Origin of the sequence: Pseudomonas sp. B19(2017) (assembly GCF_002113165.1) — a bacterium.
In the GTDB taxonomy this organism is placed as follows: domain Bacteria; phylum Pseudomonadota; class Gammaproteobacteria; order Pseudomonadales; family Pseudomonadaceae; genus Aquipseudomonas.
Genome location: NZ_NEJR01000014.1, coordinates 116,110 through 136,840, shown reverse-complemented (window position 1 = coordinate 136,840; position 20,731 = coordinate 116,110). Strand labels below are relative to the sequence as shown.

Here is a 20,731-nt window from a genome sequence, read left to right as displayed (position 1 = left end):
CGCATGAACAACCCCACGCTTGAGAAACCTACCGTGAACACAGAGCTGCCTTCACCTTTGGCCGATATTCATGACCGCGTGATGGAAGCCTATTACGGCAAGCTGGGGGATCAGTTCATGCGGGAAACGCAGTCCCGCATCCACTGGATCTGCGCCCAGGTCAAAGGGCGCCGGATCCTGGATGTCGGCTGCTCGCAGGGTATCGTGCCCCTGCTGCTGGCACGTGAAGGCTGCCTGGTCACCGGCGTGGACACCAGCCCGCAGGCCATCGAAGAGGCCAAGGGCTACCTGTCTGCCGAACCGGCCCACATCCAGCAGAACGTCACGTATATCAATTCAGACTTCCTCGCGCTGGACACGCTCGAGGCTGAACCGGACACCGTTGTCATCAGCGAAGTGCTCGAGCACCTGGTACGCCCGGAGCTGTTCGTCGAAAAGGCCCACGACCTGCTAAAGCAGGGTGGCCGACTGGTGATTACCGTGCCGTTCGGGGTCAATGACTTCATTGACCACAAGCACACGTTCTACCTGATGGAACCGTTTCGGCTGATGGCCGAGCACTTGCAGATCATCGACGTGAAGATGCTCGGCAAATGGCTGGGCATCGTTGCCGTGAAGAGCGAGTCGCATAAGCCAGGTACCATCGACTCGCTGGCTGTTGAACGCGTGCGAGAACTGGAAAAGGCGTTTGAATCGATCGAACGCACCTTGCGTGAAAATCTCGGCACAGTTGGCAAGCGCCTGGAAGAGGCGAACAAAAAGTACCGCAGTGCGACCGAGCAAATTAACCTGCTCAAGCCAGAAGCTCAAAAAGCTGAAGCAATCTCCAGGCAACTGCAGGCGCGCGAAGCGGACATCGCAACTCTGCAAGCATCCAACCGGGAAGTACTTGAAGCTAACGCACAGCATGCCCAGGCGCTTGAAGAGATCACGCAGCAACTGGCGGAAGCCAACGAAAGAAATCGTATAGCAACTGAGCAATACGGCCTGCTGGAGCAGCAAGTCACCGCGTTGAAGGAGGCTCGCGCGCAAAGCCTCGCAGAAGCGGAGCAGCGACTCGACCAGTTGCAGAATCAACATGCCGAAATGCAAATGCAATTGGCTGAGGCTGCTGACGAGCTGCGTGGTTCCGCAGAGAAACAATTGGCGCAGGACGAGCAGCTTAAGGCTGTAGCCAACCAATTGGCTCAGGCGCAAGAAGTCATCGATAGCCATATCGCGACCATTACCGACTTGCGCGCCCATCAGGCTGCATTGATAGCCGAACAGGAAAGGCAACACCAACAAGCTGCTGAACTCCTAATCGATGCACAACAGAAAAACGCCGAGCATATCGACGCAATCACCGCGTTACGTGCACAGCAAGCGGCATTGCAGGCCGATCTTGTAAGCCAGGTGCAGGCAATGAGCGACTACCAAGCTCAGGCTCAGCGCGCAGAGGCGACCTATCTGCAGAACATCGCAGAGTTGCAGGCACAGAAAACGGCAGTGGAATCCGACCTCGAACAACACCTGCAGGCAACAAGCGCGCTTCAGGCCCAGGCTGACCAAGCCAATGCCGCCCATCTCGCAACCATCGCAGGATTGCAGGAACAGTTGGCTACGATGGGTGTCGAGTTGCAAGACCAGATTGAGGCAACGACCCGCCTGCAGTCCCAAAGCAAGCAGGATATTGCTGAGAAAGACAACACAATTAGCACGCTGCGCCTGCGCCAAGCGGAACTGGAAGCCGAACTTGAAAGCGAGTTGGAGTATATGAAGGAATTGCAGGCCCAAACCCAACGGGCCGACGCTGCTCAGGCAGAGACCATCGCCCTGTTGAAGGCACGTCAAGCTGAACTGGAGGCTGAGCTGACCAAGCAGCGGCAAGCCATGAAAGAACTAGAGCTTCAAAGCCAGCAGGCCAATGCAGCGCAAGCTGATACAATCGTTGTGCTGCAAAACCGGCAAGCTGAACTGGAAATTCAGTTGCAACTGATGAATGACGTTCAGGCTCAAAGCCAGCGTGAACATGCTGCCCAGGCAAACTCTATCAATGCCTTGGTTGAACAACGCACCCAATTGGAAGAGCAACTGCAAAAGCTGACCTTTGCCAATACTGAATCTGAAGAAGCGCGGGCAGTCCTGACAGAGACCATTGCTTCGCTCAACCAGGCCAAAGAGATGCTGGAAGAGCAACTGATGCTTGAAAGCGCCAGCCGTCAGGCAGCCGAAGCCAGCCTCGCTGCTACTAATAAAGAATGGCAAGGCCTGCGCCAGCAACTTGAAAGCGAGCTCAACTCGTCCAAGGCAGGCTTGGGTGCGGCCAACATGAAGTACCGCGCCTTGACCGGCGAACAAATCCCACAGCTAAAGGCCAGCCTCAATCAGTTGCTTGAACGCAGTGCCGCGCAGCAGCGCAAGATCGACGAGCTCAATGAAAACCTCGGGCGCGCCAATACCCAGCGCCACCTGGCAGAGCAGCGCCTGGTCAAAACCCGTGCGAGCATGACCTATCAGCTTGGCTACCAGATAAAGAACAGCGCCACTTCACTGGGTGGTTTGGTCAAGCTGCCAGTGCGGCTGCTGCGCCTGTACCGCAAGGCCAGCCAACAACGCCAACAGAACGAGCAGAAGCTGTTGGCCAACGAACCGCGCAAGGCGCTGCCGCCAGCACCTGTCGTACAGGACGAGAACTACCTGAAGCTGCCGGTAGCCCTACCGACCAGCGAGCAGAGCCGTTCTACCCTGCTGCGCCAGGCCGATCAACCCGTCAGCCGCCTGAAAGTGGCGTGCGTAATGGATGAGTTTACTTTCGGCTCCTATCGCTACGAATGTGATTTGATGCCGCTCACTCCAACCAACTGGAAAGCGGAAATCGAAGGATTTGGCCCAGAACTGCTGTTCATCGAATCCGCTTGGCGCGGCAAGGATGACTTGTGGGGCAGCAAAGTTGGCCACAACGGCCAAGAGCTGCAGGACATTCTCGCCTGGTGCCGTCAGAACAAGGTCCCGACCGTGTTCTGGAACAAGGAAGACCCGGTTCACTTCGAGACCTTCCTGACCACCGCCAAGCAGTTCGACCACGTCTTCACTACCGACATCGATTGCATTCACCGCTATAAAGGTGCGCTCGGTCACGACCGTGTCTACCTGCTGCCGTTTGCCTGCCAGCCAGCGCTGCATAACCCGATCGAGCTGTACGAGCGCAAAGACGCCTTCTGTTTCGCTGGTGCCTACTACGCACGTTACCCGGAGCGTACGCGCGACCTGGGCAACTTCGTCTGCGAGTTACCAAAGTTCCGCCCGCTGGAGATCTTCGACCGAAACTTCGGCAAGAACGACGTCAACTACCAGTTCCCTGCGGAATACCAGCCGTACATCGTCGGTACCCTGCCCTTCGAAAAAATCGACACGGCATACAAGGGCTACCGCTATGCGATCAACCTGAACTCGATCAAGCAATCACAATCGATGTTCGCACGTCGAGTATTCGAGCTGCTGGGCTGCAACACCATTACCGTCAGCAATTTCTCGCGCGGTGTACGCCTGTTGTTCGGTGACCTGGTCATCACTACCGACAATGGCGAAGAAATGCTGCGCCGCCTGCAGTTGCTGGCTGAAGACCCACTCAACAGTGACAAGCTGAAGCTGGCCGCCCTGCGCAAAGTGATGCAGGAGCACACCTACACCCAGCGTCTGGAATATGTGATGAGCAAGGTCACCGGGACCGCGAAGGCCCAGCGCCTGCCGGAAATCGTGGTGATCGGTGAAGCCCAGGACCGCGAACAGTTCGACATGCTGCGGGCGCATCTGGACCGTCAGACCTATAGCCAGGTGCGCATGGTCATCATCAGCGATGCCTACCAAAGCAGCATCGTCAGCGATGACCCACGCATCCTGGTGCTCAAACCGGCACAGCTGAAAAAGACCTCGCTGGGCGAGCTGGTTGGCAATACACCTTGGGTTGCCGCCTTTGTACCCGGCGACTACTATGGCCCGAACTACCTGCTCGACTTGGCACTGGCAACCCGTTACAGCCGTGCCCAGGTAGTCGGTAAAGCGGCCCACTTCCGCTGCAAGGGCCAAAATGCCGAACTGCTGTGGAGCGAACAGGCCTACCGCCCGACCCAGACCCTGAGCGCCCGCCGTTCGCTGATCGCTACCGAAATCGTTGCCGAACAGCAGCTGCGCAGCTGGCTGAAGAGCCTGCCGTCGATGCAGTACACCCACCCCCAAGGCCTGGCCATCGATCCGTTCAACTATTGCGAGAACGGCGCTGCAGAGCATGAAAGCATCAGTGCCAAGGTCAACGACCTTGTGCTTAACCTCGGCATGACCATCGATCAGTTGCAGGCGCGCGCGCAGTCCATCGAGCCACTGAAAGTTAGCCGAGATGCTCCAGAAATCAGTGGCCGTGGCTTGGCCGAAATGTTTGGCGTCGCCCATAACAAGTTCCTCGAGCTCTCGGTTGATCGCGACTACTGGCGCGTCTATTCCAAGCTGGCAGATGGAAAGCACGAGTACATCTACTCGAAGCAGGAATCCAGCCTGGAAGAGCTCGGTTGCGTAGACGGTAAGCTGAAACTGTTCCTCGACTGCACCCCAGGCCTCAACGTGCAGCTGGTAGTGCTGTTCCTCGACGCTGACAAACAGCGGATCAGCCATGTAATGCAGCATGCCAACCGTAACCAAACAGCCGAGGTGCCGCCAGAAGCAGCCTATGTTCGCTTCGGCCTTCGCGCCTATGCATCGGGTAGCACTGAGTTGAAGGCACTGGTCCTTGGCCATCGCAACTTGCAACCTTCTGAAATGATGGGGCGCGGCGAGCATTTGCTGCTGACCAACCACTACCCGGCATACGCAGATCTGTACCGCAACAAGTTTGTGCATAGCCGAGTGTCGGCGTATCAGCAGCAAGGCGTCGAAGTAGATGTCTTCCGCCTGCGCGACAATGAGACCGTGAGCTACCATGAGTTCCAGAACATTGACGTAGTTACCGGCTGCCGCTCTACCTTGGCAAAAATGCTGGAGAAGAACCGCTACAAGTCGATTCTCGTTCATTTCCTGGACGAGAATATGTGGAATGTACTGCGCTCACACCTGAATACCACCCAGATCACTGTGTGGGTACATGGTGCCGAGATCCAACCATGGTGGCGCCGCGAATACAATTTCAGCACCGACGAACAACTGCAGTTGGGCAAGCTCGCCAGTGAAAAACGCATGAGTTTCTGGCGCGAGATACTCCAGCCGATGCACAAGAACCTGAAGCTGGTGTTTGTTTCCCGCTATTTTGCAGAAGAAGTTATGGAGGACCTTGGCTTCCGCCTACCGGAATGCCAGTACGAGATTATCCACAACCCCATCAATACCGAGAACTTCAGCTACGTTCAGAAAACGGCAGAACAGCGAAAAAAGGTATTATCTATCCGCCCGTACACCTCGCGGACATACGCGAACGATCTGACTGTCAAAGCCATTGAGCTTTTAGCCGAAAAGCCGTGGTTCAAGGACATGACGTTCCGACTCGTGGGCGACGGGCCATTGTTTGAAGATACTCTCGCACCGCTGCGTTCTTACTCAAACGTGCACATCGAGCGCCGCTTCCTCAACCACGGGGAGATCGCCGCACTGCACAAGGAGCACGGAGTATTCCTGTGCCCGAGCCGTATGGATACCCAAGGCGTATCGCGAGACGAAGCCATGGCCTCCGGTCTTGTTCCAGTCACAACCGGTGTGGCGGCGATTCCGGAATTCGTGGACAAGGAAAGTGGTTTTGTCGTCGAGCCGGAAAGCGCCGTACAACTGGCCGAGGCCCTTGAACGCATGTACCTGGATCAAGCGCTGTTCTCCACCCTGTCCCGCCAAGCTGCAGAGCGCGTACGCAGCCAAAGCGACTGGAAGAAGATGGCCACCCTTGAACTGAACACATTCCGAGACGTTTGAAGTAGATATGAGCAAGTCTTTGAAACATTACGTTTTCACCAACTTTGGCATCGGAATCAAGGATGAGCTGTGGTTGTCTTACCGGCTGGAGATCTTCACCAACACGGTCTTCCCATCCCTCGCCAACCAACGCAACAGAGACTTTGAGTGGACGATCTTCATTGACGAAGCTCTCCCTGTCCTGCATCAGGCACGCCTGGAGGCAGCAATTACTGCATCCGGCCTAAACGCCAAGACTCTGAAGGTCAGCGACTATTCGCTGACCAGCAAGGAAGTGACCAAGCTCCTGGCACAAACGCGCGATGATATCGTCCTCACTTCTAGAATTGATGACGACGACTGCATTCATGAAGATGTAATCGACACGATTCAACAGCACGCACGCTCAAACGAGCATGCCGAAGAGATGTTGCTGATTTCTCTGCACAACGGCTTGGAGTTCCTCCCGTCTGACGACTGCTATCGCGCCGTCACCTATGACACACTGGCCTTGGCGTTGACCCTCGTTGACAAAACTCGTGGAACCAAGAGCCGGAGCATCACTCAGTATGCCCACCATTTGGTGGTGGAGACACTGAAAAAGCAGGAGATCAACGCCAAGCACATCCTGCTGAAATCAAAGCACCCGCTTTACACCTACACCAAGCATCCTTTGAGTGACTCGTATTTCTTCGGTGCACGCGCACGGATTCTCGGCGACACAAGCAAAACCAAAGGTCTGAAAGAATCGCAACTGCGTTCGTTTGGTTTGAGCCAACAGCGTTTGGACTTCCTGTCCGCGCTCCTCAAACAATCGCCGATAGGTATGCCGCATAAGTATCTGGAAAAACTCGGCAACGTCCGCAACCAGATCAAAATCGAGCTTAACAAAGGCACTGACCAACCCAGTGAATGCCTGAACGCCCTGATAGCGCGCAAGGCAAAACTTGAGCGCACGGCTGTTCGTCCGAACCCGGCGGGGCCACTCAAAGAAAAAATTCGAGTTGCAATCCTGGGATCCTGTGTCACCCGGGATTTGTTCGAGTTTCAAAAGAGCGCGCTTGAAGCGTTCGAGATCTGTTTTTATATGGCTCGTTCATCCGTCGTTTCCTGGATGGCCCCGCCTTGCTTCGATCCAAAGCTTGGTATAGATGCAAGTTCATTTGAAGGCAAACGCTCTCATTGGGACCAGCACAAACTGCATTGGCAGCTTCTCGAACAGGCCCGTCCGGATATCGTGATAATTGATTTCATTGATGAGCGAATTGGGATTGTCCAGCACCAGAGCTCTCTCATGTCCGCCAGCGGACCACTACTCAAAGCACTGGAGCGTAAAAGCATCCCTCATGAGATCAAGCGCCCTTGGAGTCCGGAAATAAAACAACTGCGAGAGTGGGCACTGCCTGCGTTCCTAGAGCGAGTCGCCAATATTTGCCCGAACATTTTCGTTCATCGAGCAGTATGGGCGCATCAATACAAAAAAGATTCAAGCCTTGAGAGCTTCAAAGGTGGTGAGTTTGAGAAGTTGATCGAGTTGAATAACTCTGTCATTGACCCGATGCTTGCCACGCTTGAAGACTCGGCAACCGCTGTCGAACAGATCGGCGGCTTGGAAGCCGGGTTGGTCGCGGGCGGCGACCACAAGTGGGCTTTCTGTCCTTATCACTATGACAGCACCTACTACAAAACTGTTGCCAAGCAACTGCTTGCACGAATCATGAGTTGATCCAAAGGAATAATGGAAAACATGAAAATCAAAACTGCTGCTTTGCTCTCCCTGCTTGCTATTGCAATATCCGGCTGTGACAAGCAAGCGTCTGAATCTGAAAAAACTGACAATCAGGCAGCAGAGGCAGTACAACCTGCACAGCCGAAAGCCGAACTGAACCTTGCTGACGGCTCAATCCTGCAGCTGAGTGCAGAGCACATGAAATCCTACGCAAAGCCCAATAGCGCAGGAAAACTGAGCATGCATGAGTACAGCTACTCTACTGCGGATAAGCTGGCTGAGAACGACGTATACATGCAATTGCAGAATGCCGGCTTCACCCGCAAGGTAATCAGCAACGACAGCAACCAGTTCAAAGTCCAATACTACAAGAAAGACCTGCCTGTCATTGGTGGCATTTACACCACCGTCAGCAACGACAAAAACACTGCCACCATCGCAACTCTTTACTGGCAAGAAAAATGATCCAGCTAGCGTCGATTAAATCCATTGAACGAATCATCCGCCGATGAAACTTCAGCAACATATTAAGTCGACGCTAGGCTGGTGCCTGTCGATAGGCATCAAGCTACTTCGGGTTGTGCCCTTCACAACTTTAACTGTGCAGGCCACAACCCTGGCGAGCCAGATTTTTCTTCTGCTCGCCTTTTTCTTGCCTCTTAAGGTAATCATCTTATTGGGCTCCGAAAAAATACCGAATTACTTCCCCAGCGCTTTTCAGGCATTGAAAAAAAACCACCTGATTGTGTCACTCAGTGTGGCAGCGGCAGCGTGCTACGTACTCTACCTGCTCAGCGAATTATTGATCGCCTACTGCTGTCGTCACGGTGCACGGGCGCTGCTACTACGTAGCGCCAAATTGAATATGTTTGAAAATCAGGAGAAGATCGCAGCTTATGCGTACTCGAAATTTACTCGAGCCATGGCGTCCGCTCTTTTCTTCGCCATTAGCGCTGCCGTTCTCCTGATCATTTATCCAAAACTGCTCGCGATCGTTCTTGGATATACGGTTCTAGCTATGTTTTTATGTGTAGCTGCTTACAACTTCAGCTCCGGCATTCAAGTGCAATTCCAGCAGAATCACGGCAACATCCTCAATGCGTTGTCGGCTACTGGTTTTCTATTGAGTTTCTTCTGCCTGGTTGTAGACTTTCTGTACTTCCCGCACCAACGCATCTTTCATGCAGTCATTGCGGTGCTCGTCATGCGTCAGGCCTTACAACGCTTGACTAGCATGGTGCAGGACGTAGTCAGCCTGCGTATGCAACATCGACAGATCAATGCCATGTTTTTTCAGTCCCAGCCTTTACTCGAACAACGGCAGAATAATCATCAACTCGAATGCATGCTTAGCCCATCCAGCCGAGAAGCCTGGGTACAAAAGCTGATGGAGCAAGCGGGTATAAATACCCACAATGGCCTGAAGATCAACTGGCACCAAATTGATGCAGTTGATGTCTATGCATTTCACATTACCGTCTGCAACAACGACGAGCCTCAGGAGTATTTGGCCAAACTTTTCGGCAATAATATCGCCACCTTGGCTGAGCAGGAGCGATTGCTCTTTGAGCATCAACCGCGCTTGCCATCAATCGAGTGGCTAGGGCATTACCTGCTGCAGGGGATTGATTGCCACCTCTTCCGACTGGATGGTCACAAGAAGCTGATCCGCCGACAGATTGGGGATGGCGTTGTCGCAATAAACGAGGCACTTCTCTGCTGTGAACCAGCCAGCGAATTGATATTGCGCTTCAGCCGTACCCGTCCCTACCTGGAGCAACGGCTAGATAGAGGGTTGATAGAACCGCTGCGTTTCGTATGTTCGACAGCGGAGGATGCAGAAAAGGTAGAGCGTCTTCTCAACTCATTTGAACTCATTATAAAAAAGCTCAGCGCCCTACCCCGGCAAATCGTGTCGTTGGACATCACTTCAGAGGCTTTACTGATTTCCGCCTCAAAGCAATACCAACTTAGCCATTGGAGCAGTTGGCGGATCGAAGCGATAGGAAGTAACTGGCCCATCATCGAGAAAGAGCGCCTTTGCAAGGCGCTCGAGATTGCACGCAGCCGCCGCCCGGCCCTGGCAAATACAGCTACCGACGATATTTTACTGGCCGCGTTCATGTACAGCTTTGAAAGGTTCCTGCTAAGGAAGGACTATCCAGCCGCATTCCGATTGCTGGATGACATTCTTGCCGCAACTGAGGCAGAAAAACCGATAAAACTCAGGCAGGAGTCCACCCAGTGAAGAAAATCGCGATGATCGTCTGGAATGAGTTTCTTAATGACGCAAGAGTGCTCAAGGAGGCCCAGACATTACAACATGCGGGATATCAAGTCCGTGTTTTCGCCCTACACACGCCAGGCATCACACCGCAGCAAGAGCGCCTCAAAGACGGAATTGAAGTCTTCCGTGTGGCGCGCAGCCCGCTGTGGCAACTGCGTAAACGCAAGATTGCTTCTGCTGCGTCCCCCCAAGCTGGCAAAAATCAGGGGCATATTCGCAAGCTGAGTATAAAGCATCAAGTATTGCGGCTCATCGCCCGTACCTGGACTCACACTGCTCTACTGGTGCAAATGGTCCGATATGGCGCAAGCGTGGTGCACTCTCACGACGTAAACACACTACCAACCGCGTGGTTGGCTTCTCGCATCAGCCGTGCTCGCTTGGTCTATGACGCACATGAAATCAGCACTAGCCGAGAAGGTTACGACAGCTTCCGCCGATTGGTGGGGATGGTTGAGAAGCGACTTATGCCGTCGGCAGATGGTACGATCACTACGACGGATGCTCGCGCCAAGTATTTTGCCAGGGCATATCAGGTCACACGCCCAATAGTATTGCAGAACCGGCCAAGATTAACGCGCTGCGCCCCCACAAACCGAATTCGAGAAGAACTTGGGCTTGCTGAGCAATGGCCGATCGTTATTTATCAAGGAGGGCTCCAGCAAGGTCGAGGGCTTGAGAAGCTTATTCGTGTCGCAGCAAAAGTACCAGATGCCTATTTCGTGCTCATCGGGGGGGGACGCCTTGCCCACAGTCTGAGCCAACTCATTGAAGAACTTGAGTTGCAAGACAGAGTGCACATCATACCCACGGTCCCGCTGGCAGAACTCCCGAGCTACACGGCTTCCGCTGATATCGGTGTACAACCTATCGAGAACACGTGCCTTAACCACTACACCACTGACTCGAATAAACTATTCGAATATCTCATTGCCGGTTTGCCCGTCGTGGCAACGGACTTCCCAGAGATCCGCAGGATCGTGCGCAGACATGATGTCGGCGTACTGGTTTCATCTGATGATCCAACAGGCCTTGCACATGCTCTTAACGTCTTGGTCTCCGATGCCAACCTGCGTGAGGCCTATGCGCAAAATGCCCGCTCGACTGCTGTTACGTTGAACTGGGAAGAGCAGGAGTCGCGGTTAGTAGATTTGTACCAACAAGTTCTCTCTTCTACACCGCACTCATCGCAGGCAAGATCATGACTACGCGGATCCTTCTGCTGAGCTTTTACTATCCACCGGACCTTTCTGCGGGTTCATTCCGAGCCGAAGCGCTTGTCAATGCACTTCGTACCGAACTTGGCGATCAAGTAGACATTGAGGTTGTTACTACCCAACCGAACCGATATCACTCTTTCACTGCAAATGCGGTGAGCATTGAGCGGCTGCCACTACTGACGATCCGACGGATTGATGTGCCTGCACATCGCAGTGGTATCAGGGACCAAGCTCTGGCATTCGCCAGCTTCGCGGTCAATGCTCTTAAAATAACTCGCAAGAAAAAATACGACCTTGTTTTTGCTACATCGTCGAGGCTGATGACAGCTTCTCTAGGCGCCCTGATCGCAAAACGCAACGGGTGTGGGCTCTATCTCGACATTCGCGATATCCTGGTCGACACCTTGCGCGAACTATTACCTTCGCGCTGGGGTCAGCTAGCGGCATCAATCTTTTCTCCGATAGAGCGATGGACAGTCAACCAAGCAACAAGGGTCAACCTGATTTCCCCAGGCTTCTTACCCTATTTTACGACTCGCTATCCTCGACGTGAGTTCACGCTTTATACCAATGGCGTAGATGATCTATTCATCGAGCACTCGCAAGAGCCCCAGCTTCCAGCCCCCCAAAAACGCACACAGCGGTTGCAGGTGGTCTACGCCGGAAATATCGGTACGGGGCAAGGGCTGCATCAGATTCTTCCAGAGTTGGCCAAGCGCTTGGCTGATAAAGTTGACTTTCATTTGATAGGCGCCGGCAGTGCCCTAGATGCCTTGAAAAAGTCATTAGAACATGCTCAGGTGCAAAACGTGCGCATATCGCCACCGATGAAGCGCGATCAGTTGCTGCGTGTTTATTATCAAGCTGATGTTCTCTTTCTACATCTCAACAACCTCAAGGCCTTCCGCCGCGTATTACCCTCCAAGCTTTTCGAGTACGCCGCGACTGACAAGCCAATCTGGGGTGGTTTGTCAGGCTATGCTGGCCGATTCGCGCAAAAAAGAATCAAGAATGTAGCATTGTTTCCGCCCTGCGATATCGAGGCGGCCATTCAGGCACTGCAGCGGCTGGAGATTCAAAATACCTCCCGCCTTGAATTTGTACAACAATTCTCACGTCGTTCTATCAAGAAGAAAATGGCGCAGGATGTACTGCAAATTTCCCCAAAATACCTTGCTCGCTCATCATGCGCGAGCCTCAGTACATTACCCGAGAGTGACTGACTTCTGACAGACGCCGACAATGAGTATCGCCATTGATTTCATTCCAATGCATCCAAACTGATCGCTATCAAGCATAACCACAGGATTGACATAAGAAAATGACAAGCACTTCATAAAATGAGTCTGTCCAAGCTGGATGGGATTCGCGGCATTGCCGCCGTGATCGTGATCTTTTCCCATGCGCTGTTTTGGTACTACCCAGCGATGCATCTGGGCCTACGGACCAACGGCCGCCCGTTAGACGGAATCGAATGGTTTGATAGCCCAGTCTCTTTCTTCTATCGCGGCGGCTTCTCTGTATCGATGTTTTTTATTTTAAGCGGCCTGGTGCTTACCTATAGCATCTCACGGCACGCCGATGTGCTCGGCTCTATTCATAAAGCATCAGTTAAACGCTATATTCGCTTAGGCGTACCTGTCGCCGCGTCTGTTCTTATCGGCTGCATCCTGATGAAGCTTGGCGTTTATGAAGCACCAGCTATCAGTCCCGCCCCAGTGCTTTCAACGCCCTATCTGTTCAACGCAACATGGAACGGCGCTATTCGCGACGCTATTTATGGCGCATTAGCTTTAGGGGACAGCCGCTACAACTATGTGCTTTGGACCATCCAGATAGAACTCATTGGATCCTTCGCCATTTTTGCAGCATTCGCCCTTTTTGGCGGAAATTCTGCTGTATATCGCATTTTCTGCATCGCAGCGTTCCTGGCACTCTCTGCGTCAACGAACAAAACAGCCATGTATACGTCGCTCTTTTTCCTCGGCTCAATGCTAATCACGTTCCGATTCAATGAGGAAAAAACCAGCACCATAAGAACTGCGACCTGTTTGATCGGACTGCTCATTGGGCTGTACTTAGCTGGTTTTCATTCTGCGAGCGCTTCCTACTCATTGCTCGGCAATATGACTCGTTCGCTATCCGCCGCTACAGGCTATCAGCCTTCCTGGCTATTGATCATGCCTGCATTCGGTGGCTTGATCATTCTTCTCAGCGTATTGAAAGCACAACGCACATTCGCAATTCTGGACTGCAAGCCTATGAAGTGGCTCGGCAAGCTCTCATTCTCCCTCTACCTCTTGCACACCTTCATCCTGGTCATGGTCGCTCAGTTCTTTACCAAACATGTCGGCATGAATTTTTCCGCCATGACATTAACATTAATCACAACAGTTACCCTGACCCTTATCGCATCCTATTTCTTCCATTTGAAAGTCGATTTACCTGCTATTACTTTAGCAAACAAATTCTCCTCTCTTCTCTTGGCTAACAAGTCTAAGCCCCCGCTAAAGGAAACCGATCAGCAGCACCCCATACAGGTCTGAGTCCGACGATAAAGGCGAGTGTACTGTAAGCGCTCCGTGACCTAACTTGACTAAGGGTCACGGAGCGATTGGCTATGCGAATGAGGTGCGGTTCCACGAAGGGGCGCTTCGTATTTTAAACTGAGGACCTGCGACAGGCGTTCCAGTTCCTGACCCAACCACTCACATGGATCGCCCAAATCGTATTGTGCTATATTTTTCTTCAATCAGATCTCGCGCCACAGCCTCCGCCAGTGTGACGGAGATCACATTTTTTTGCGTTCGCTTACGTTTCTCTATTAGACGTTGAACGTGGTTCAATGTTTTGCAGAGCAGCAATTTCAACACCAATTCGTTCAAATAATCTTCCTAATCCTGAATGTTGGATCCAATATTCGTTTTTGCTCGCTCTCCTAGCAGAAAATGGTCGACAGGTTGCAGAGTCTGCGTTGCATTCCCAAGCCTTCTATGGATAATGAGATTCCGCTGCCGCTACACAGCCAAGCTGTCCAACACGGCAGGTGCGAAGCGAACTGAAAGGCCTGAGGGAACAGGACCCATACAATTTATGTGAAGCAAGAACAAGAAGGTTGAAGAAGATAGTGATCAAGAACTTAACTATTTATGGCAGTTGTGTATCTAGAGATATATTCAATCTAGAGGATAGCCGATCATTTAAGTTAACGGATTACTTTGCAAGATCTTCAATGGCTTCACTAAACAGTGCCCCATACGAAAATGAAGACGCACTTAACCGCATACCTTCTGCATTCAGGCGGCGTATGGTTGCATGCGACTTCTCCAAGCAGATTCTTACGCAACCGGAAGTCTTTCAGAGCGCCGACATAATCCTCATCGATCTAATCGACGAAAGATTTGACCTTGTGGCGCTACCCTCCGGGCAGATTATTACAAACTCTAGCGAATTAGCCGAGAGCGGCTTACTGACCGATAGTAGCGTCAATGGTTTCAAATTAATCAAACCGGGGTCATCTGAGCGTCGTGAGCGATGGCTTCAAGGAATGCACAAATTTCTTGAGGTCCTGGAACAGCATAAAAAACTTGACTGCCTGATCGTCAACAAAGTTTATTGGGCTTCGCGCTTTGAAAATCCAAGCGATACAATTTTTCCGGTTTCTTTAGCTGCGATTGAAAAGGCCAACCAAGAACTGGACTGGATGTATAACGAACTGGAAAAAAGGATTCCGAAGCGTCAATTTCTTACCTTCCCAGCACATCTCATGACGTCAGACGAACATCACCGCTGGGGTGCCTCCCCTTTTCACTATTGCGAGCAATATTATACAGAAGCTCTCGCACAACTGAATTCGATAAAATCTGAACATAACACCAAGGTCTTGCTGCGCGACGATACCCTACCGGAGAAATCGCTGCTTATTTCCGAAGGGGCAACGATTACAGTTGCGGCATGCAAGTCTGAAAATGGAATTTTTGCGCACTGCTCACTGGTAGCGGAAGGAAGAATTCATGAAAGTGGCGAATTCGCCTTCTATTTACTAGTCGATGGCGATCGGCATGACGTTCGTTGGTATGAAAGTTTGCCAGATGCACGCTTCCCTATTCCTGAAACGCTTGGAGAGTTGACCGTAATGGCCTTCTACCAGGACTCTTCAGGTGAAAAAATTTCTAGCAAATGCACCGTAAGGCCGTTGAACGCCTAAACGAGCAGTAATCGAGGGAACAACATCAATATCAGTATTCATATCTGAACTCGAGCCGGCATCAAATCAAGCGCACCCGATTTTATACTCAGCAGCCGACAACTGGCTTCCTACCACAGAACAGTTCAGCATTCAGCCAGCGATGGGTGTGAGAACTACCCCGAGACAGGTGATCGGTGTGAAATGGATACTGGTGCGCGAAGCGGAGAGCAAGGTGGCACGCCATTCCACTCCCTGAGACAACCGGTCGATCCCAGCAATGGAACGCTCACGCCAGGTTTTCTTACTCATAAGGCGTACTCGGAATCGGCAAAGCTCATCCGATTTCTGGAAGGCGGCCGAGCGGGGGGCTGTTTCAGCCCAGGTCGGCCAACCTGGGCTGATTTGATCGGAGTTTCCCTAGGCTAAGAACAAGGCAAAACGGTATCATCCTCCCTTTCGAGAGGTTCTAGGGATTCAGCAAATGCATGGCAAGCAATTGGCCTATCGTCCAGACATAGACGGACTGAGGGCCTTGGCCGTTTTGGCCGTTACAATCTTCCACTTCAACAAGCAGTGGCTCCCCGGCGGCTTTGTCGGTGTCGACGTGTTCTTTGTCATTTCAGGATTCCTGATTACTGGAATCATCTATGGCAAAGGTGCCAGCTTCTCATTTGCTGACTTCTACGGTCGCCGCGTCCGTCGGATCCTCCCTGCTGCGATTTTTGTGACAGCAGTAACCCTGCTGGCGGGGTCGGCACTATTTATGCCGGCAGACGTCAAGGACCTCTCAGGTTCCGCAATCGCTGCAGCGCTTTCGGCCGCAAACGTATACTTCTGGCTATTCCTGGATACCAGCTATTTCGCGCCATCCTCTGAGACCGTGCCTCTGCTGCACATGTGGTCACTGGGTGTAGAAGAGCAGTTCTACATGATCTGGCCAGCCCTGATGATCATCGCCATGAAGCTAGGCGGCAAACGTCTGCTTACGGCCAGCGCGGTGATTATCACAATTGCCTCATTCGCAATAAGTGAATACTACGTAACCCGCGACCCGTCGTTCGCCTACTACATGCTGCCGTCCCGTGCGGGTGAATTGCTGATCGGTGCGTTGCTGTTCCTGTGGCAGGACTCTCGCCGTGTCAGTGCCACAGCGGCGAATGCTGCAGGCCTGGCAGGCTTGTTCTTAATCGGTGGTTCTCTCGCTGTACTCGATGAAAAAGGTGGATTCCCTGGTATCCGCTCCATCATCCCGTCAATAGGCACGGCGCTTTTGATTCTTGGTGGATCCAACCAAGCTGGCCTGCTTGCCAAACTTCTGGCCAAGCCCATCGCACGGGCAATTGGCTTCCGCTCGTTCTCACTCTACCTTTGGCACTGGCCAGTGCTGGCGTTCTATCGGTATGCCTACGGGGAGCCAACTTTGGCAGGAGGCATCGCATGCGCCCTGCTCATGTGGGCTTTAACCGAGCTCTCGTACCGCCTGATCGAAACGCCTTTCCGTTCCCATTCGCCTCGCTGGCTGATTACCAAGGCAACTCCGATCTTCGCAACGAGCCTGGCGGTTGTGGCTGTTAGCTACGTACTCGTTCAGAACAAAGGGCTCTGGCCTTCCGCTTCCGGGAAAGCCTACCTCGCCCAGTTAAATCAGCACGACTTCAATACCAAGGCAGCGAGCAAATTCCCATTCAACTGCCAGATGTTCAAGAATGATCCCAAGTTGTGGACCCAGGATCGATGCCTGATTGGTGATAAGTCGCAGCCGGCGGAAACGTTGCTGTGGGGCGACTCCAATGCTGCTCACTATGTGGGATACATCAAGGTGGTGGCAGAGGATACTCACTTCGCCGTGCGTAATATCTCGCACTCCTCCTGCCCACCGGTTCGTGAACTGAAAGGACTGGTTCCACCAGCACAGCAGCAGTCCTGTCAGGAATTCAATAACAAAGCCTTCGCTGAATCGAGGAAATATCGTACCGTGATCATTGGCGCAGCTTGGGAAAACTATGCCAAAGCAAATGGCAAAGCTCAGTTTGAGAAGACCGTCGCCGAATTGGCCAGCAGTGGCAATCAAGTGATAATCGCCTTGAACGTACCTGTGTTTGAAGAGCTGGATCGCATGTGCAGTGCCAAGTCCATTCGCTTCCCGGGAATGGATTGCGCTTCAAAATCCACATTTGCATCAACGTCGGATAGCGAAACAAATGCCTACCTGACGGAGCTGGCAAGTCGATATCCAAACGTCAGCACGTTTGGTGTGCGAGATCAAGTGTGTAAAAACGGGGTTTGCTCTGCTTATCAGGGCGGTGCGCTGCTTTACTATGATCGCGGCCACCTGAGCATGGTTGGATCAGAGCTGATCGGACGTGAAGTAATTAAAACTGAAACGTTGCCGCAGCCGATTGCAGCTCTCTCCTCAAAAGCACAGCAGCTTGGCATCAATGGCGTTCAATAGCGCCTTCAACTCTGCCTGATCACTTGAGCGTTTCCGACCCACTTGCTCGTCAGCGGTGGGTCAGAAACCGAGTTCTGATCATGATCCAGGCATCATCTCTTAGCTACCATTAGCAACGCCACTGACCTGGCGCTACCTCTGAATCTTTCGTCAGTGAACAGCTCTGTAAGACGCTGCGGCTTAGCTGTGGAAAATAATCAAGGAGGTGGCTCAGCATATTGTCCGGGGGCATCATCGTCCGCTATCGGAACTCGACCACAATCGCCTCCTCAGCGGCTGTCAGCTTGGCACTAGACGGTTTGGCTGGCCCATCCGAAAATCCTGCGTGGTGGCTCGTGATCGCCATTTGATGACGGTTCGATTGGACTTTTTTTGACGTTTGGAGCTCGACTCGGATACTCGGGGTCGTGCGGACTGAGCCACGGATACGTCTGTCCGAAATGCATCCTCCTCATGAGGCGCTAAGGATGTACCATGACTCTCTGAGACTGAACACCTAGCTAAGTGCGCCATCCTACTCCAGCCACGTCTCATCGACCGGCAACAGCATCGCGATAAAACGGCTACGCACTACACGATCAGAACGCAAGCTGCATTGCGCGGGGTGATCATTCTTTCTATAAATTTGATCACACAGAAACTCAAAGTCATCCAGGATGGAAAATGAAGAGAATCAAAAAGGTCCAAGCAGAATTCATTGACGGGAAGATAAACTGTTTAATCCTGTTAAATGAATGCCTGGAGAACGCCCAGTTTGCCTACTACATCTTCAGAAATAATGAAAGGATTCATACCTCTAGGTATTCACCAAACCCATCATTTATTTTTGACACCAAAGAAGTTACAGGCAACTATCAAGTCGCTGGCTTTTTGAGGGTCGAAAACGAGCCCGTAGAGATTGAAAAATCCAATCAAATCTCCGTGATATCATACAAATCAAACCACAATAAACTTCCACAAAAAAACCTACAAGACTTAACCACTGAATCTATCAATTCGTTTTCTCAGCCTTTCACTCAAATTCCGCAGGATTTTTATCCCCTACGCAATCAAAATTTCAACGAAAACGGATTTCTACGCTTTTCTCTGGCAAAATATTGCGAAGAAATCGAGTTGGGCGAATTTACGCGAATCGATTGGAGACGCAAATTTAAAAGCAACAATAACTCTAATGTTATGTGGCTGCTATCCCTTAACTTCGCAGGCTGCTTGCTGTCAACCTTTGAGGTGAATAGAAAGTCAATTTTTCTTTCGATGGCAACTCAAAGCATTGAGAGCTTCTTGCAGTTCGTAACCATACCAGAAAACAGGTTGTATGTTGAATCCATTCCATCTGGCGATCACTCGACTGCCACCCGCGTCAAAGTCTTTATCAAATATCTACAAGTCACACATAAATCTAAAATAGAGCATCAAGATATTCGCTTCCAAGTTTGCCGCGAGCTCTATCGATGTCTGGAATGGCTCTCTTCCGAGGAGAATTTCCAGGAAAACAATCACGGACTCATGTGCAACATAGCACTTGCCACCGCAAGCCAGTATTACTCTTCACGCAGTGACTTAAGAAAAAAATATTATAGCATCTCCACATTCAGAACCTTAAAACTTGCAGCCAAAGCCTTCTGCGCAGACGGCCTATGCAATGAAAATACCATAGGCTACCATAATTACAACCTTCAGCTCTATCAGGTCTTTTTCAATTTACTTGATGCTAAAGAATTGACATCACCCGAATTCTCGAATTTAAGAACTATCATAAATCGCGCTGAAATTGCGTTGCGCCATTGCGTACGCCAAGACAGCAGCGTCCCCCCAATAGGGGATTCTCCTGTATATTTGTTGAATGAATCATCTATCAATCACTCAAAATTTTTCCCTGACTCAGGGTTTGCAGTTGTCAAGAATGATGATTTCTATCTTTCCTTGCAGTGCGGATCTAGAGCAGAAACTCACAAACAGATGGACGACTCCAGCATCACATTAAGATATAAAGGAGTAGATATACTAATTGATGCGGGCTCTTATTCTTACGATAGAGAGGCTGGGTTTGGCAGATATGTTGATTCAGCAACTGGGCACACAGGTATATATCCATTAGCTTTCGATCATCAGCGTCGAACAGAAATTATTAAGACCTTCGGTCGAATTCTGGGATCAATTGATTCTTTCTGCGAGAGCGATTCAGGCTTTGAGGTTAAGTGCCACTACACAACGGAGGATGGCACTGTTTCAGCCACTAGAACCATAATAGTATGTTGGCCTGATGAAATCTGGATAAACGATATTATTAAAATAGACAAAATCTCATCTTCCCGGTCATTTTCAGAGGCCAAAGTCCAACGATTTCTTTTTGGACCTGATATCACGATTAGTCAATGCGACCCGGGAGTCTTCACTTTCCATGGAGGCGGCATCAGTGGGAGTTTGTTTTCGCTAAGCTCCATCGGTGGTCGATTAGTCTTCGGCCAGACCGAGCCCGACATTCGTGGTTGGCACTCCATTAAATTCGGAGAAATTCTGGAAAATTCTTGTCTAGAATTTATTTCCACCGACCCTGTCGCTACTTTCACCGTCGCCTTGAAGTTGTCGGAGGGCGCAACAATGAGCCAGCTTTCTAAGCATGCCTTCGAGCGCTTTTCAATCGATCGTATGTAAGGTTCAGTGCCAACGTTGAATAGACAGTTAAGGGTTCTGCGACCAAATCAGCACAGGTCGTCCGACCTGTGCTGAAATTGCCCCCGCTCAACAAGCCTCGCGCAAGCCTTGCCCATGAGTCAATTGAGCTTTCCGATTTAGAGTACGCCGCAAAGCGCAAGCGGACCCACCGTCAGCGTTTCTTGGCCGGGATGGAACTTATCGATTTGTCGATTGGCTTTGTAGAGAAAACAATATTTGTCCAAGTACTCATAAGTAAGCGCAGCGAATATGGAACTACTGGTACACTTAC

10 protein-coding genes are annotated in these 20,731 nt (G+C 51.5%); all 10 read left to right on the top strand.

The genetic code is table 11. The features are described 5' to 3' along the window. Positions 1–3: 3 nt before the first annotated feature. Entirely contained in the window at positions 4–5,928 is a 5,925-nt protein-coding gene (locus CAF70_RS18840) for a glycosyltransferase (protein WP_085626365.1), read from the top strand. Between the two features lie 7 nt (positions 5,929–5,935). After that, positions 5,936–7,633 (top strand): DUF6270 domain-containing protein, encoded by a 1,698-nt coding sequence (locus tag CAF70_RS18835; protein ID WP_085626364.1) that lies wholly within the window; start codon positions 5,936–5,938, stop codon positions 7,631–7,633. A 21-nt stretch (positions 7,634–7,654) separates the two neighbouring features. After that, positions 7,655–8,101, top strand: a complete 447-nt coding sequence (locus CAF70_RS18830) for a hypothetical protein (RefSeq protein ID WP_256573307.1) — start codon at positions 7,655–7,657, stop codon at positions 8,099–8,101. 43 nt (positions 8,102–8,144) lie between these two features. Then, complete coding sequence (locus CAF70_RS18825; protein ID WP_085626362.1) at positions 8,145–9,884, top strand: hypothetical protein; 1,740 nt, start codon at positions 8,145–8,147, stop codon at positions 9,882–9,884. Beyond that, complete coding sequence (locus CAF70_RS18820; protein WP_085626361.1) at positions 9,881–11,128, top strand: glycosyltransferase family 4 protein; 1,248 nt, start codon at positions 9,881–9,883, stop codon at positions 11,126–11,128. The genes CAF70_RS18825 and CAF70_RS18820 overlap by 4 nt, the downstream gene beginning before the upstream one ends. Then, entirely contained in the window at positions 11,125–12,366 is a 1,242-nt protein-coding gene (locus CAF70_RS18815) for a glycosyltransferase family 4 protein (protein WP_085626360.1), read from the top strand. Before CAF70_RS18820 ends, CAF70_RS18815 begins: the two co-directional genes overlap by 4 nt. A gap of 117 nt (positions 12,367–12,483) precedes the next feature. Further along, positions 12,484–13,689 carry an acyltransferase gene (locus tag CAF70_RS18810; protein ID WP_085626359.1) on the top strand — a complete coding sequence of 402 codons (1,206 nt, stop codon included), beginning with the start codon at positions 12,484–12,486 and terminating at the stop codon, positions 13,687–13,689. A gap of 581 nt (positions 13,690–14,270) precedes the next feature. Next, on the top strand, positions 14,271–15,350 hold the full coding sequence (locus CAF70_RS18805) for a DUF6270 domain-containing protein (protein WP_085626384.1): 1,080 nt from the start codon (positions 14,271–14,273) through the stop codon (positions 15,348–15,350). A gap of 463 nt (positions 15,351–15,813) precedes the next feature. Beyond that, complete coding sequence (locus CAF70_RS18800) at positions 15,814–17,784, top strand: acyltransferase family protein (protein WP_085626358.1); 1,971 nt, start codon at positions 15,814–15,816, stop codon at positions 17,782–17,784. Between the two features lie 663 nt (positions 17,785–18,447). After that, complete coding sequence (locus CAF70_RS18795; RefSeq protein ID WP_085626357.1) at positions 18,448–20,439, top strand: heparinase II/III family protein; 1,992 nt, start codon at positions 18,448–18,450, stop codon at positions 20,437–20,439. The last annotated feature ends 292 nt before the right edge of the window (positions 20,440–20,731 follow it).